At 64.0% G+C, this 14,603-nt stretch carries 13 protein-coding genes; 4 read left to right on the forward strand and 9 right to left on the reverse strand.

Annotated elements, in window-relative coordinates:
- Positions 1-691: PRC-barrel domain-containing protein (locus WCA85_RS34785; RefSeq protein ID WP_424070244.1), on the forward strand; the 691-nt coding region annotated here is incomplete at its 5' end.
- Positions 688-1,932: an MFS transporter gene (locus WCA85_RS34790; RefSeq protein ID WP_424070246.1), complete on the forward strand. Its 1,245-nt coding sequence runs from the start codon at positions 688-690 to the stop codon at positions 1,930-1,932. The genes WCA85_RS34785 and WCA85_RS34790, both read left to right, overlap by 4 nt.
- 24 nt (positions 1,933-1,956) lie before the next feature.
- Here the strand turns inward: WCA85_RS34790 and WCA85_RS34795 are convergent, their stop codons facing one another.
- On the reverse strand, positions 1,957-2,850 hold the full coding sequence (locus WCA85_RS34795) for a LysR family transcriptional regulator ArgP (protein WP_424070248.1): 894 nt from the start codon (positions 2,848-2,850) through the stop codon (positions 1,957-1,959).
- A 98-nt stretch (positions 2,851-2,948) separates the two neighbouring features.
- On the opposite strand from WCA85_RS34795, the gene WCA85_RS34800 reads away from it, so the two are divergent.
- Together WCA85_RS34800 and WCA85_RS34805 are read left to right on the forward strand one after the other, a co-directional pair.
- Complete coding sequence (locus tag WCA85_RS34800; protein ID WP_424070250.1) at positions 2,949-3,590, forward strand: LysE/ArgO family amino acid transporter; 642 nt, start codon at positions 2,949-2,951, stop codon at positions 3,588-3,590.
- Between the two features lie 200 nt (positions 3,591-3,790).
- Entirely contained in the window at positions 3,791-4,699 is a 909-nt protein-coding gene (locus tag WCA85_RS34805; protein WP_424070252.1) for a LysR family transcriptional regulator, read from the forward strand.
- A 41-nt stretch (positions 4,700-4,740) separates the two neighbouring features.
- Here WCA85_RS34805 and WCA85_RS34810 read toward each other — a convergent pair whose 3' ends face one another.
- From WCA85_RS34810 to WCA85_RS34845, 8 genes are all read right to left on the reverse strand, one after another.
- Complete coding sequence (locus WCA85_RS34810; protein WP_424070313.1) at positions 4,741-5,676, reverse strand: hypothetical protein; 936 nt, start codon at positions 5,674-5,676, stop codon at positions 4,741-4,743.
- Entirely contained in the window at positions 5,648-7,135 is a 1,488-nt protein-coding gene (locus WCA85_RS34815; protein ID WP_424070254.1) for a D-alanine--poly(phosphoribitol) ligase, read from the reverse strand. The genes WCA85_RS34810 and WCA85_RS34815 overlap by 29 nt, the downstream gene beginning before the upstream one ends.
- A 7-nt stretch (positions 7,136-7,142) precedes the next feature.
- Positions 7,143-7,379, reverse strand: a complete 237-nt coding sequence (locus WCA85_RS34820; protein ID WP_424070256.1) for an acyl carrier protein — start codon at positions 7,377-7,379, stop codon at positions 7,143-7,145.
- A 33-nt stretch (positions 7,380-7,412) separates the two neighbouring features.
- The gene (locus WCA85_RS34825; protein WP_424070258.1) at positions 7,413-9,092 is read right to left on the reverse strand and encodes an MBOAT family O-acyltransferase; all 1,680 of its coding nucleotides are present in this window, start codon (positions 9,090-9,092) and stop codon (positions 7,413-7,415) included.
- 2 nt (positions 9,093-9,094) lie between these two features.
- Positions 9,095-10,255, reverse strand: a complete 1,161-nt coding sequence (locus tag WCA85_RS34830) for an alginate O-acetyltransferase AlgX-related protein (protein ID WP_424070260.1) — start codon at positions 10,253-10,255, stop codon at positions 9,095-9,097.
- Positions 10,252-11,283: an alginate O-acetyltransferase AlgX-related protein gene (locus tag WCA85_RS34835; protein ID WP_424070262.1), complete on the reverse strand. Its 1,032-nt coding sequence runs from the start codon at positions 11,281-11,283 to the stop codon at positions 10,252-10,254. The genes WCA85_RS34830 and WCA85_RS34835 overlap by 4 nt, the downstream gene beginning before the upstream one ends.
- A gap of 73 nt (positions 11,284-11,356) precedes the next feature.
- The gene (locus WCA85_RS34840; protein ID WP_424070264.1) at positions 11,357-12,061 is read right to left on the reverse strand and encodes an alginate O-acetyltransferase AlgF; all 705 of its coding nucleotides are present in this window, start codon (positions 12,059-12,061) and stop codon (positions 11,357-11,359) included.
- 58 nt (positions 12,062-12,119) lie between these two features.
- The gene (locus WCA85_RS34845; RefSeq protein ID WP_424070266.1) at positions 12,120-14,477 is read right to left on the reverse strand and encodes an NfrA family protein; all 2,358 of its coding nucleotides are present in this window, start codon (positions 14,475-14,477) and stop codon (positions 12,120-12,122) included.
- Between the last annotated feature and the right edge of the window lie 126 nt (positions 14,478-14,603).

The raw sequence follows: 14,603 nt of genomic DNA on the forward strand, positions 1-14,603 counted from the left end.
CCCACCGCCTCCGCCGCTCATCATCACGCGGCTGATCGATCGCGCTCAGGCCCATGGCCTGCTGGATGCCGACGTGCAAAGGGCGGACGGCAAGGTCGTTGGCCGTGCAGTGGATATGGTCGCGAACGCGGCTGGCAAACCCATCGAAATGGTCGTGAATCTGCAGGGCTTCCTCGGCGTGGGCGATCGCAAGGTCAACTTCCCGTGGAACCTGTTCCGCTTCACACCGAACGCCAAGGGCGCGACCATCACGCTGAACCTCGCACCGGGACAGTCGGTGCCCGCCGACCGCTCGAAGACCGTCGCGGCCGACACCGCCACCGCCACGCAACTGCCGATGCTCGACGCCACCGTCGAGCGGTCCAATGGAGCGAAAGTGGGCCGCGTGGTCGACGTGCTGATCGACGCGAATGCTCAGCCGCAAGCCGTGGTGCTGGACGTGAGCAGCCTGGTCAGTACCGAGCGGCGCACGATCGCCGCGAACTGGTCGGCGTTGCGCTTCGGCACCCGCGATAAACAGCTCTATCCATTGATGGATCTGAGCGACGCACAGATTGCGGCGTCGCCGTTGTACGCGGCGGGTCAGCCGATTCGCGCCGTCTCGCCAGCTCCACCACCTGCACCAGCGCCGGCAGCGGCGAGCCCGTCGTCTAACGCAGCTGCGGCGTCGAACGCCAGGGCGGCCCGATGACAGGCCGGCTTATGGTTAACGCACGCAGCCTGCGCGCGCTCGACTGGATGAATTTTTTCGTGGCCAATGTGCAGACTGGCTTCGGACCTTTCATCGCGTCGTACCTCGCGTCGCACAAGTGGACCCAGGGCGAGATCGGCATGGCGCTCTCGGTGGGCACCATCAGCGCGATGGTGAGCCAGGTGCCGGCAGGCGCCGCCGTCGATGCCATGCGCAACAAGAAAGGCGCGGCGGCATGGGCGATTATTGCGATCATCCTGAGCGCGGTGCTGCTCGCCAGCAGCCCAACCGTGCTGCCGGTGATCGCCGCCGAGGTCTTTCACGGCTTCGCCAGTTGCATGCTGGTGCCAGCGATGGCCGCGATCTCGTTTGCACTGGTTGGACGCCAGAATCTCGGCGACCGGCTGGGCCGCAATGCCCGTTGGGCGTCGATTGGCAGCGCGGTCGCAGCCGGTCTGATGGGACTGTTCGGCGAGTACTTCTCGTCACGCGCGGTATTCTGGCTCACCGCCGGTCTCGCGATGCCCGCGCTCGTCGCGCTCAGCATGGTCCAGAATACCGGCACGGTCAGCCCGATGCCGCAGGCCGCGCCCGAACCGGATGCAAAAGAGAAGCGCGAGAGTTTGATCGAACTGCTGCGCGACAAGCGGATGCTGACCTTTGCCGCCTGTATCGTGCTGTTCCACTTGTCGAACGCGGCCATGCTCAACCTTGCCGCAGGCGAAGTGACGGCGGGCATGGGCGACAACGTGCAGCTCGTGATCGCGGCTTGCATCATCGTGCCGCAAGCAATCGTCGCGATGATGTCGCCGTGGGTAGGCCGCTCGGCGCAACGCTGGGGACGCCGCCCCATTCTGCTGTTCGGCTTTTCTGCGCTGCCGGTTCGTGCATTGCTGTTTGCAGGCGTGAGCAGCCCTTACCTGCTGGTGCCGGTGCAGATGCTCGACGGTTTGAGCGCTGCGGTGTTCGGCGTGATGTTGCCGCTGATCGCGGCGGACGTCGCCGGCGGCAAGGGACGCTACAACTTGTGTATCGGGCTCTTTGGACTCGCGGCGGGCATCGGCGCGACCTTGAGTACGGCGGCAGCGGGCTTTATCGCGGATCGCTTCGGCAACACGACGAGCTTCTTTGGCCTTGCGGCGGCCGGGGCGTTGGCCGTGCTGCTGGTATGGGCGGCCATGCCGGAAACGCGCGAGAGCGGCACGGAGCAACCGGCGCAGGGTGTACCGGAGGTGCATTAGCGGCTTGTGACGAGCGGGCTGCGCTCAATCCAGAAACTCCGCTGCCCGCTGCCGCAACATCGCGCCAAAGTCGTCGAGCCAGCCAATCGACAGGCGCCAGCTTTGCCAATACAGGTCGACGTCGAGTGGCCTGGACGGCGCCATGTCGACGAGTTCACCCCGTTCGAGGTGCTCCACAATCATGCGCTCCGGACAGGTCCCCCACCCCATTCCCGTGGCGCACACGCGTAAAAACCCCGCGACGTGCGGAATCCAGTGCAGCGGCGGATCGAGTTCTGCACGCGTGATGCGGCGCATGAAGCGCTTTTGCAACTGATCCTTCGGATTGAATTCGACGCAGGGCGCATGCCGCAACGATTCACGCGTGACGCCCTGCGAGAAATGACGCGCGAAAAATTCGGGAGAACAAACCGCGCGGTAACGCATGCGGCCCAGACGCGTTGAGCGGCAGCCCTGCACCGGCTCCGCTTGTGTTGTCACCGCACCCTGCACACTGCCGTCGCGAATCCGTTGGGCGGTGTGATCCTGATCGTCAATCACCAGATCGAGCAGCATCTCCCGCTCCACGCAAAAACCCGCGACTGCATCAATAAACCACGTTCCCACGCTGTCATCATTGACCGCCACCCGCAGCGTCGGCCACGCTTCAACCAGCGCGCCCGGCAGCGCGGGCAAACGCCCGCTCAATTCGGATTCGAGCAATTGCACCCGTTCGGTGTGGCGGCACAAGAGTGCGCCAGAGGAGGTTGCCACGCACGGCTGGCCGCGTTTCACGAGCACACTGCCGACCCGCTCCTCCAGCAATTTGACGCGCTGCGACACGGCCGAAGGCGTCACGTTCAGCTCGCTCGCCGCCCGGTCGAACGACCCGTGGCGCACCACAGCGGCGAGGGCATCGAGCAAGGCATAGTCCAGCATTAGCGTTCCTTAATCGGCATTAAGTAAATTAGCTTCTCTTATGATCCGCATGACCGCAGACTAACGCCAATTCGTCTTACGCGTCTACTGGACTACTTATGGATTGGCTCGCTTTTTCCCATGGAGCGGCGCTGTGCGCGTCGCTGATCGTTACCATCGGCGCACAGAATGCGTATGTGCTGCGTCAGGGCATCATGCGCTCGCACGTCGGCAAGATCGTGCTGCTGTGCACGCTATCGGACTTCATCCTGATTGGCGCGGGCGTGGGCGGCGCATCGGTGCTGGTCGAACGCTATCCGGTGTTCGTCCATATGATGCTGTACGTCGGGCTCGCATACCTCGCATGGTTCGGCATTAATGCGCTGCGCCGTGCGTTGCGTCCCGGTCACGCCGTGCTGGACGTGGATGCCAACAGCAATCGCGACTCCGGAACACCCGCTGCCGCCGCTGCGCAACGCGCGCTGCCCATCATTCTGATGACGCTGGCTTTCACATGGCTCAACCCGCATGTCTATCTGGACACGTTTCTATTGATCGGCACCGCCGGCGCACGTGAGCCGGAAGGCAGCCGGGTGGCGTTTGCGGTTGGCGCCATGGCCGTGAGCGCGGTCTGGTTCGTCGCGTTGGGCTTTGGTGGCCGGGCGCTCGCGCCGCTGTTTCGCCGTGCGATGGCCTGGCGCGTGCTCGACGGCGCCATCGGCGGCATGGTGTTGCTGATGGCCGTGACGCAATTTCGCTAGCGGCTGGGGCAAGCACGGGGGTTTGCGGCCTTCCGCGTCCTGAACGTGCTGCAAGCGGGCTGAAGGAAGCCTCGAAGAAGCCTGGATGATGCCCGGATGAAGCCGTAGAATCAGGGCTTCCGGCCCGAATTTGGCCACTCGGATCTGGCCACCTTTTCGGCCCCGTGCTAAGCCACGCTTTCCGCTACCTGCCGCTTCTTATGGTCAATCCGACCCACTTCGATCTGCAGTCCCTGCGCGTCTTTCTGACGGTTGCTGAAACCGGGAGTCTGACACGCGCCGCCGAGCGCAGCCATATGACGCTCTCCGCGATCAGCAAACGCATCGCCGAACTCGAACGTGCCACCGATTGCACCTTGCTCGTGCGCCTGCCTCGTGGCGTCGAGTTAACGCCTGCGGGCCACGGCCTGCTGAATCACGCGATACAGGTACTCGATCACGTCAACCGGATGGCAAGCGAGATGAGCGACTTCGCCGTCGGCGTGCGCGGCCATGTGCGCGTGTGGGCCAACACGTCGTCGATCGTGCAGTTCCTGCCCACTGATCTGCAACGCTTTCTCGACGACAACCCCAGCGTCAAGATCACGCTCGAAGAACGCCAGAGCGGCGAAATCATCGAAGCGCTGGGCGACGGCCGTGCGGACCTCGGCATATTCGCCGACAACGTGCCCGCGCCGCTCGTCGACAAACGGGTCTATCGCCGGGATCAGCTGATTCTGCTGGTGCCCGCGAACCATACGCTCGCTGGCGCGACGCAGATTGCCTTCGCTGACACGCTTGACTACGACTATGTGGGCCTGAACGCCGGCAGTTCGTTGCTGTTACGCCTGATGGACGCCGCGCTCACCGCCGAGCGTCCGCTGCGGTTGCGCATCCAGGTGCGCAGTTTCGATGGGATTTGCCGGATGATCGAAGCGGGTCTCGGGATCGGTATTCTGCCCGTGGCCGCCGTGCGACCTGAGTTGCTGGCTGCGGGTTTGCGCGCCGTGCAATTGACCGACACATGGGCCGAGCGCACGTTATGGGTTGGCGCAAAGGACGCTCAGGCGCTGACGCCCGAAGCGGCGAAGCTGTTTGAGTTCATGTCGGGCGTGCCGCCGATAGAGTAACCCAGGGCTCGCTTAGTTAAGCCCTTGCCTCGGCGCCACCTCTATTGCCCCGTTTGCTGCGCGCTGAGCAGCGCCTTCACCAGGTCCGGTGAAACATAATGCGGCCCGTCGAACAGGTAGATCCGATAACCGTGATACGCCTGCAATTGCGGCATGAGTTCCGCAGCGCTCGCTGCGCGAAAGCCTCCACCCTGCGCGGGCCTGAAGGCTTCAGCGATGATTCTCACGCGATCCTTGCCAAGCCGTGCCGAAAGCGCATCGGCATAACCGCGCGCTGCCACCGGTCCTCGCGCATACACGCCACAGCCGTCCTGCAGAAACACACCGACATCATGCGGCAACCAGCTATCGAGCCACGCCGCCAGTGCCGGGCCACCAATGTTCGAGTTGTCGTAGACGCTGATCCATAGCGGTCGTGGCAGCGTCTCGAGCAAAGGCTTGAGCGCCGCGGCACCCTTCCACGTGGGGTCGACTTCAACCGGGAAATACCAGCCGTCGACATGCACAGGCGGACGCACTTCCGCCAGCTTGCGCGACTGCTTGACGAGTTGTGCGACCTGCGCGCGTGCCGAGCTCTCGTCGAAGCGACCCGCGAGGCCGACGATCACATTTCGGGCCCACGGTTCGTCTGCGATGCGGGTCCAGTCCGGCAGACGCCTTGCATCCGGCAGACCAGCTCCTTGCAGAAACGACGTATCGTCTACCGCCGTCCACTGCACCAGCAGATCACGCACGCCGAGTTTGTCCCAATCGCCGTGTGGATCGATATGATCCTCGTCCACCTGCCAGACCACGCCTTGCGCGAGCGATCCAGGCTCGGCCGTCTGCATTGAACAGCCGCAGAACAGCGCGGCGAGCATTGCCGCTGCGATCGTGCGTCGGCGCAGCGGTGAAGGCACGCGTGTTAGCGAGCCGCGTCGCGTCCGGTTGTGCTGCCCTGCGGCTGCACTACGACTTGAGATGAGCGTCACGATAATCCTGAGCAAGCTGGGTCCGATCGATCTTGAAGTTGACCGACACCGGCAGCACACGGCAGCCGAGCAACTCAGACGGAATCATATAGGAGGGCAACCGCGCGGCAAGCCGCGCCTTCCAGTCGTGCAGATGAGCGGGCAAGTGTGTCGCGTCGTCGCCGGTCTCGACGAATGCCACGATGCGCGCGACGGAGCCATCGGGCCGGCGTAACGGCACTGCGGCAGCCGCCGGCACACCTGGCAGCGCGCGCAGGGCTGCGTCGATTTCCAGCAGCTCGATACGGTATCCGCCCACCTTCACCTGATCGTCGATACGTCCGTGGCAAAACAGAAGACCCTGTGCATCAACACTGCCCAGATCGCCAGTGCGAAAAGCGCGCCGACCGTCGTGTGTGAACATACGAGTCGCGTTCAGGTCGTCGCGGTTCAGGTAACCGCGCATCACGTGCGGGCCGGCAATGCATAGTTCGCCGTCGTCGATGAACACCTGACTGTCACGCTTGGCCCGCCCAATCGGCAGACGAGGATGCTCCGCGAGGACGGCATCGTCGACGACGATCCATGTCGTCGCCACCGTGGCTTCGGTTGGGCCGTATGTGTTGATGATCCGCGCGGCCGGGAAGCGTTGACGTAGCTGCCTCGATAGCGCAGCCGGTAACACTTCGCCGCAGAACAAAAACGTGCGCAAGCTCTTGAGGCCTTGCTCCGAAAACTGCGGATTAAGCAACTGCTGCTGCGCGAACGAAGGCGTTGAGACCCACGTCGTGACCTGATGGGTAGCCAGCGTATCGAGCAGTGCCGCGCCTTGCGAGCATAAGGTGCGCGACGCGAGGACGATCGTCCCGCCGAGGGCGAGCGTGCCAAACACCTCGTACATGGACAGATCGAAACTGAACGGCGCCTGATTCAGAAATACCGGCGCGGTGCCGAGCGCGAAGTCGGCTGACATCCAGTCCACCAGCGCCTGCACGCTTTCGCGGCCGATTTGCACGCCTTTAGGCGTGCCGGTCGTGCCTGAGGTGAACAGCACATAGGCGAGGCCAGTTTCGCGCAGCGGAGTTGCTGTGGTGGACTCGGGAGGTACCCCCACCTTCGCCGCCGCTTCCCCGTTAGTTCGAAACGCAGCAAAGCGTTCGGCGCTCGCGTCGTAGTACATCGTTGCGCCCAGTTCGTCCGCAATGCGCCGCATGCGTTCGTCGGGGTAGATCGTATCAAGCGGCACGAACGGCGCGCCCAATAACAGCGCACCCGCCATCGCTACGAAGAACGAAGCTTCCTTGTGGCCGCGCAGGATCACCGGCACGTCGGCGGCGAACCCGTGAGCGCGCGCCGACTCGCACCACGCGTCAGCTTCCGCTGCCAGTTCTGACCAGCGTAACGAGCGATCCGCACCGATCACAGCCCACGCATCCGCGGCCACATCGGTTTCGACGAAGCGGTTCTCAGCGAGATCGAAACGCATGGTTCTGTTAGCGATGTGCGGCGATAAACGCGCTCAGTGCGTCCACCGAGACCAGGTGCTCCGCAATCTCGGTCGGAGGAATGCGCACGCGGAATTGCATCTCGACGCCCATCACGATCTCAACAGCCAGCACCGAGTCGACCAGACCGGTTTCGAGAAGCGGCGTATCGCCATCCACGGGACGCAGCACGATGGCTTCCACCAGCGCTGCCACCTCGGCATGTAACGTATCGGTTTGTGTCATTGAGTGATCCTTCTGCAAGCTTCGTTCTGCCAATCAGAACTGGAAATAGAGGAAACGCACTTCACCGTGCAACTGGGCGAGGCCGAACAGCAGCACAGCGACCATCGCCGCGCTCCAACCCAGTGACGGTCGCCACGTCAATACCGCCCCCGCCCGCTCGGCACTGCGTTCAAGCGCCGGCGAGAAACGGCCCATCAGTTGATGCGAGTTCGGCATGCACCAGACAATCGCCAGCAGCGCGACAATCTGCAGTGCGAGCGTCGAACGGCCCGCAACCAGGCGTAACCAGGAGAGCGCATCCATATTGACGACGCCCCATGCCGGCCAGTCTAGCGATTCGATGCCGCGCATGCCGGCCATGCCCTGCAGCAACGCGACGGCATCGCTGACACCGTGGGCGCGGAAAAATACGAACGCGACAAGAGCCGCGACGAAGGTGAGCAACACGCTCGCTGCGTGACGCAACGCTGCCAACCAAGGGGACCTGGTCACGTCCACGTTAAGCGCGTCACGCGGCGCAGCCACGGCAGGCTTGAGCCTGGCGGTTCCGGTTCCTCCGGTAGCCTTCTGCGCCCGCATCCCGCTCCACGCTCGCCACGCATGATTCACCGTCAAATAGGCAGCGTGCAGGAGTCCGTAAATAAAATACTGCAGTCCTGCGCCGTGCCAGATTCCGGCAAGCGCCATCGTGTAGAACGTCGGCACCGCCACCGTCGACGCAAACCCGCTCGCCGAGTGCTGCGCGAGCCGCCCGATCGGCAATCCGCGAAACGCCCGGCTGCGGTTGATGCGCATCGCCAGCGGGTAATACAGATAAGCGGTCAGGTAACGCGTGAGCGTCATGTGCCAGCGCTGCCAGAAATCGATGATGCTCGCTGCCTTGAACGGCGAGTTGAAGTTCAGCGGGAAGCGCACGCCGAACATCTTCGCGAGCCCCACGGCCATATCCGAATAGCCGGAGAAGTCGAAGTACAGTTGCAGCCCGTACGCGAGACACGTACCCCACGCTGCCAGCCACTGCAGATCGTGCGGCGCGGCAAAACCCGCATCGGCATACGGCGCAATGGTGTCTGCCAGCAGCACCTTCTTGGCGAGGCCAATTGTGAATAGCGCCGCGCCAATCGACAGGTTCTCCGCCCGCAGCCGGTAGGTGGCAGCCTGCGCGAACTGAGTCATCATTTCCTTGTGATGCAGGATCGGCCCGGCGATCAGATGCGGAAAAAACGTCACGAACTGCACGTAGCCAAGCGGATCGCGTTCCTTGACGATGCCCGCGTTACAGTCGAGCAGATAGCCAATCTGCGTGAACGTGAAGAACGACACGCCAAGCGGCAGCACCACTTCCTGCATGCCGCGTGCGAGCCATTCCGCTGGCACGACACCGGTTGCGTGGACAAGAGCAGCGAGCAACGTCGCGAGATACTTGTACCGCACCAGCAATGCCAGATCGGCAGCGATAGCCAGTCCCAGCCACCAGCGGCGGCGCGCGGACTGCATCGGGGCCGCGACGATCAGGCAACTCATCGCGTAGTTGAAGACGATCGACCCCGCCAGCAGGCCGACGAAGGTCGGATTCCACCAGCCGTAGAATACGATCGATGCGCCACACAGCCATGCTGCCGCCGCACGCGGCAAACGCATGCCAAGCAGGTAGTAACCAGCCAGTGCGAGCGGCAGGAACAGCGTCAGAAAGATGAACGAATTGAATAGCATGGTCAGCGTGCCCCCTCAAGCGGCATCGACAGTGCATCCTCCGACATCTCCCAGATCACCACGCGCAGACTATGCGGCCAGTTTGCGCGGTCGTGCCAGATCGACTGCAACGCGCGGTCGAACTGGCCGTCGTCGAGGCTCACATTCCAGACCTCCTGTCCAAGCCGCTCGCCGAGGCGCTCGGCAAACGCACTGCGGCGCGAGAACGAACTCCCCGCCAGCAGCACTTGCGCAGCCGGTCCCGCATCGAGCAGCCCACCGCTGTGCTGTGCCTGCAGCGTCTCGTTTGCCACGATATCCGGCGCAGGACGCCACGCGTCGGGCACGTCCGCGAGTCCCGCAAGCGTGAGAAGATCACCGATACGCGGCGCGGCGGGTTCGGTGGCGTGTTTAAAGCGCGCGTCGCCTGCCGCGCCAAGCAGCGGCAACACGGCAGCGCCCACGACCTGTGCCGCGGCCTGTGCCCCGCGTGCGTTCCAATGCACGTCGGTGCGGAAAAAAGCTGGACGTGCGGCCTGTAACGCCGGCAGCAGATCGACGCGAGCGACTCCGCTCTGGTCCAATGCACGCTGCCAGACGGCGAGACGCTGCGTCATCCGCGCGTCCTGATTCAGCCCGCACAGAGCTTCTGTTTCGACGCGCGATTTGTCAGGCACCGTCACGACCACCAGCCGTATGCCCGAGGCCCGCAATGCATCTGCGTAGTGGTGTAACGAGGCAATGCGAGCGTCGGTCAGCACGTCGCTGCCGTCGGCACGCGCAGGCGTTTCCTGACCAGCCTGAACCGGGGCATGCAGACCGTCGGCATAAAACAGCCAGCCGGGACAGCCTTCCCGAACCTGTCGTCCGAGATCGCCGAACACGCGATAGCGCACCGCATCCTGCCAGCGATGCAGCGCAGGCGCATACGGCACATCGATCGCACGGTCCATGCTGTGCCCAAGACTGCCGTCGCGCCAGCCATGCAGATCGAACGGCTTGCCGTCGCGAGCCTGGGTTACGAGTGAAGTCACTGCCGCCAGGCAGCCCATCGCTAGCAAGAACGCGACCAGCCATGCGAGCCGTCGATGTCCGCGCGACAGCGCCTGCACCGACAGCACATTGTTGGCGGGTGCGGTGACGCCAGCGCCACCGGCCGCCTTGCGTCCGACCGACTCGCTCATCCGCCCGTCACCTTCGTGACCCGCGCGAGCCATGCATCGTCCGCCATCACGGACGACGCATCCCACATCCCCGACGCGCTGGGCAGATTCATCATCTGCCCTTCGTTGAACTGCCACACCAGCGCCTGCGGCGGATGCGCCGCAAAATCAGGCCCTTCCAGATAATTGAGCAGCGTCTTCCACGGACCCGTGTCACCAAAGGTCCAGGTCAGGCCCACTTGCCGCTCCAGCAAGTTCGACAGCTTTTGCGGAAAGCCCAGATACGGCTGAACCATGCTATTGCCGACCACCTGCACGAGCGGCGGCGCGCTATCCAGCAGCGCTGTCGCAGGTACGACCGTACGGATCACGAAATGATCCTTGCCGATGGCTTTCTTGCGATCGGGTGGCAACAGTTCGGCGAGGTCGCCGTAATGCACTTCAGTGTTCCATACGCCGAGCTTTTCACCTTCGCCCGGCGCGCCTTTGGTTACACCCACCTTGATAAATTGTGCCGCCGCGCGGGTCGCGAAGGCCTCCGCCGAATGGGCAGTCCAGTGATAGTCGGCGCGAAGGAAGGCGTGCTGGTCGGTGGCGAGCGTGGCGAGCGCGGCGTCGCCATCGATGATCGGCAAGCCAATCGACTGCCCGTGCGCACGGATTGCCGCATACCGCTCCTGCACGGCGTCCGACAGCGTCGTACCGTCCGGCAGGTTGGCCGCAGCGGAGCGCGCCTTCAGCGGGGCAATCATGACAAGGCAGCGAATACCGCGCGCTTCCAGCTTTTGCGTCGCAAGGTGGATCAGATCGAGCGCCTTGAGACAATTGGGCATCGCATCAACGGTGAGGCTTTCCCAGCCGGGATAGAGCCAGCGGTTGCGGCCTTCAATGACACTCGTTGTCGAGGCAGCGCGCGCGTTGCGCGGCAGCCACGCGAGTGTCGGCGCGAGCGTGGCCGCGCCGAGCGCGAGCAGCACGCGCCGGCGGCCGCGATTGACCGGCGCGGCGAGAGAGGATATTCGGCGGCAAGAACGAATTAGGTCGGTCATTGCGATATTTTTTATTAGTTAAACAAAGCAGTACACGGCCTCGATACCGTGCATCACGACATCAGCGCGTCAATCAATGCGCCGTTGGCGGCCATGCGAGTGCATCGCGTACACCGATGAGTTCGGGCTTCGCGGCGTCACCCGTCAAAAACAGGCTGTAGCTGTCACCGGCCGCGAGCGGCGGCAGGGTAAGCGGTGCGCTTTTAGCCGTGCCGCACTGCCCTACCAGCGTCGCGCTGACCGGGTTGATGGCGCGCGAAGTCTGCGCTCCCGTGCCCACCTGATCGAATACAGTGGGACCATCGCCGCCGAGGCTGATCTTCGCGCTGCAACCCGGCGTGAAATTGAACGCATGCAGGGTCGCCTTCAGGCCATCAACGTGCCCGTAACGTCCGCTGACGCGGGTTGCGTGCCAACCCTTCGAATCGTGTGCGAGCGCGATGGTGAGCGCATCGCCGTTGGCGGCAACGCCGTCCAGCGGCAGCGCGTGACCGTCAATCGTGACCCGCACCGGCGTGCCCTGAGTCAGCACGCTAAAGCGCGTGTCCGCGCCCGGCGCCAGCGTTTGCGCGGCCACGCTACCGCTCAGCGCGACCTGCGCGGATTGAGCCGACACGTTGAGCACGCGCAGGTAAGCGGCGTTGGCAGGAGGTTGCGGAGCATAGAGGCTCGCGACGTCATCAGCGGCCGCGCAGGCAATGCCTGGCAACGCCATCACGAGCGCAGCCCCGGCAATCACTTTTACCACCTGGGCCTGCAAGAACATTTTCTTCTTCATCTCAGTCCTCCTGGTTCGATACACCCTCGGTCAATACGCGTGCCTCAATACTCCCGCTTCAATACGAGTAGATCGCGCCGAAGAACACGCCGCGTCCGCGGTCGTCCCCGGCAATCCTCAAGCGGTATTGGACCGACAGATCGACATACGAACGCGGCGCGTCATACTTGCTGTCGCGGAACCAATAGCGGGTCGACACACCAACGCCAGCGCCGAAGGGGATGCTGTGGTCGACGGTCGAGTCGTAGTCCGCGCCGATCACTGCGTACGGGAAAACAGTCCAGCGCGGGCTGAAACGATCCAGCCGGTAGGTGCGGCCCAGTTCGATCGTGCTCGTGCCGTAGGTCGACTCCCTGTTCAGGTAATAGCCGCCTTCCGCGTAGATCTGCGCGGTCCACCATGACGGCACATCGATGCGCCGTTCAGTTCCATAGCCGCCCGAATACGCGAGCCGCGCCAGCCAGTCCGGATTCACCTGATCGCCGATCGGGATGATGCGTTCGAACGCGAAAATCGCATCGATATCGGCGAACGGCTTCACCCGTGCGCCAACCGCAGCCTGCAACGTATCCACGCCGCTCGGCTGGTCATCCTTGACACCAAAGCTTTCGTAGGCGCGCGCATAGACTTCGAACATCCGGTCACCCAGACTTCCGAAGGGCCGCCAGTACGCTTCGGCGCCCGCCTGCCAGTTGTTGGAGACGCCCGGCGTGGGCGTGGATGCGAAGCCCGGCTGCATGCCCGCGCCGCGATAGTTGAGCGAGGTGTCGAAGCCCCAGTTGCGAGTGACGTCGGCGTGCGCGCTGCGCATTTCGTACAACTGAGCGGGCGTCGCCGGAGGATTGCCGTCGGTGGGCTCGAGGGTGGCATCAATGCCACGTTCGAAGTACGCTGCGGCGTCGCTGTTACGGTGGGCCTGCAACGACGCATACGCAGCATCGGCCGCGGCACTGGGCGGCAGCTTGCCCGCCTTGTCGGCCTGCTTGAAGCGCTCGGCCGCGATGCGGTTGTTGCCCGCGCGTTGCGCAATGTAGGCGGCGGTCAGGTCCGGCATCGCCGCAAGCAGACCGTCGCTGATCGCCTGACGGGCCTGCTGGGTGGCCTCGCTTTGTTCGTCTGCATTGGTCAATGCGTTGATCAGCTCGACGCGATGCTCGGCGTCGTTCGGGGCAGCCTTCACTGCCTCACGCGCGAAACCGACGGCAGCCTTCTTGTCGCCGTTTGCCGTCGCGGTTGCCGAGGCGCGTGCCGCGGCAAAGCCAGGATCGGCAGCATAGACGTCGCAGTTGGCGCCGAACTCGCTGACGCTGCAATCGAGTACAGGACGCTTCGCGGGATCGAGTGGTGCTGCGCTCTGGGCGGCCTGCTTCGCCTTCGCCAGTTGCTGACGCGCTTCGTACAGTCGCTGCGCGATCGGCCCATCAGTGGCATCGCCACTCTCCTTGAGCGGCGCGAGCAGATCCACGACGCGTTGAGCCTCCCCTTGCGAGAGCCACACATCGGCGATGATCACCCGTGCCGTGCGCTGATTGCGGGGCGTCGCATCGTTGGCATGCAGCGCCTTCGTAAAGTCAGCGTCGGCCGGCTCCGCCTTGCCCTGCGCCGCGCGCGCATAACCGCGCAACGTGAGCGGCATGATTTCGGTGTCGTCGGTGGCGATCGCCGCACTCGCGGCCTCCTCCACCGCCGGGAGATCGTTTGCCGCAAACAGCACTTCAAGCAACTGCAAGCGGTAGGCAACCTGGTCCGGTGCGTACTCGACCGCCTGACGCGCCAGCGCAGCCGCTTTCGCGAGATCGCCCTGGTTGCGGGCCGCAAACGCGGCAGCTGAGCTCTTCGGCGCGAGACGGTTGCCTATGAACGTGCGGCGCAAGCGCAATTCGTCGGTATCCCCGAAGCGTTTGACCGCATCGAGGTCGGCGTCCCATGCCACCGAGTCCTTCCCACCTGCGCTCGCCGCATCGATCAGCAACAGGCGCAAACGCAGCAGATCGGGACGCAGTGCGATAGCGTCATTAGCGTATTTAACGGTGCCCGCGTAGTCCTTTTTCGCATACGCCTGATAAGCCGCTTGCCCGGCGACGAGCGCCGCGCCAGTCAACGCGTCCGGATCGCTCGGCTTCGCGGGACGGGTGCGCGCCACGGCAAGCGTCGAGATGCGCAGCGCGTCGATCTGTTTGCGCCGTATCACCAGCGCCGGATCGTCGCCCACCTGGGCCATTGCCTCGGTCAGGCTGTGGCTTGCTTCGGTCAGACGGCGTTGCGCCGCAAGTGCATTGGCAAGCAGCAAACGCAACGAGACCACATCAGGACGCTGGCGAATGGCTTCGCGTGCCTGGGTCACCGCGCCGCTGTAGTCGCCGCTTGCATAGTCCGCATACGCCACCTGCGCCACGCGATACGCGGCGCCGCTCAAGGGTAACGGCTGCGCGTCCGAGGCCGACGAGGGGGACGATGCAGACAAGGCGGACGATGAAGCCGCAACAGCCGTCGCATGTGCCGATGCACTCTGCGCGTGGGCTGGGTGAGCGGCACAGAGCGC

It is taken from the genome of Paraburkholderia sp. (assembly GCF_049581445.1).
Lineage (GTDB): Bacteria > Pseudomonadota > Gammaproteobacteria > Burkholderiales > Burkholderiaceae > Paraburkholderia.

What these genes read in the sequence shown, in the direction of transcription:
- WCA85_RS34790 (WP_424070246.1), top strand. Translation starts at nt 688, where the DNA reads ATGACAGGCCGGCTTATGGTTAACGCACGCAGCCTGCGCGCGCTCGAC.
- WCA85_RS34800 (WP_424070250.1), top strand. Translation starts at nt 2,949, where the DNA reads ATGGATTGGCTCGCTTTTTCCCATGGAGCGGCGCTGTGCGCGTCGCTG.
- WCA85_RS34795 (WP_424070248.1), bottom strand. Translation starts at nt 2,850, where the DNA reads ATGCTGGACTATGCCTTGCTCGATGCCCTCGCCGCTGTGGTGCGCCAC.
- WCA85_RS34815 (WP_424070254.1), bottom strand. Translation starts at nt 7,135, where the DNA reads ATGCGTTTCGATCTCGCTGAGAACCGCTTCGTCGAAACCGATGTGGCC.
- WCA85_RS34805 (WP_424070252.1), top strand. Translation starts at nt 3,791, where the DNA reads ATGGTCAATCCGACCCACTTCGATCTGCAGTCCCTGCGCGTCTTTCTG.
- WCA85_RS34840 (WP_424070264.1), bottom strand. Translation starts at nt 12,061, where the DNA reads ATGAAGAAGAAAATGTTCTTGCAGGCCCAGGTGGTAAAAGTGATTGCC.
- WCA85_RS34830 (WP_424070260.1), bottom strand. Translation starts at nt 10,255, where the DNA reads ATGAGCGAGTCGGTCGGACGCAAGGCGGCCGGTGGCGCTGGCGTCACC.
- WCA85_RS34820 (WP_424070256.1), bottom strand. Translation starts at nt 7,379, where the DNA reads ATGACACAAACCGATACGTTACATGCCGAGGTGGCAGCGCTGGTGGAA.
- WCA85_RS34835 (WP_424070262.1), bottom strand. Translation starts at nt 11,283, where the DNA reads ATGACCGACCTAATTCGTTCTTGCCGCCGAATATCCTCTCTCGCCGCG.
- WCA85_RS34825 (WP_424070258.1), bottom strand. Translation starts at nt 9,092, where the DNA reads ATGCTATTCAATTCGTTCATCTTTCTGACGCTGTTCCTGCCGCTCGCA.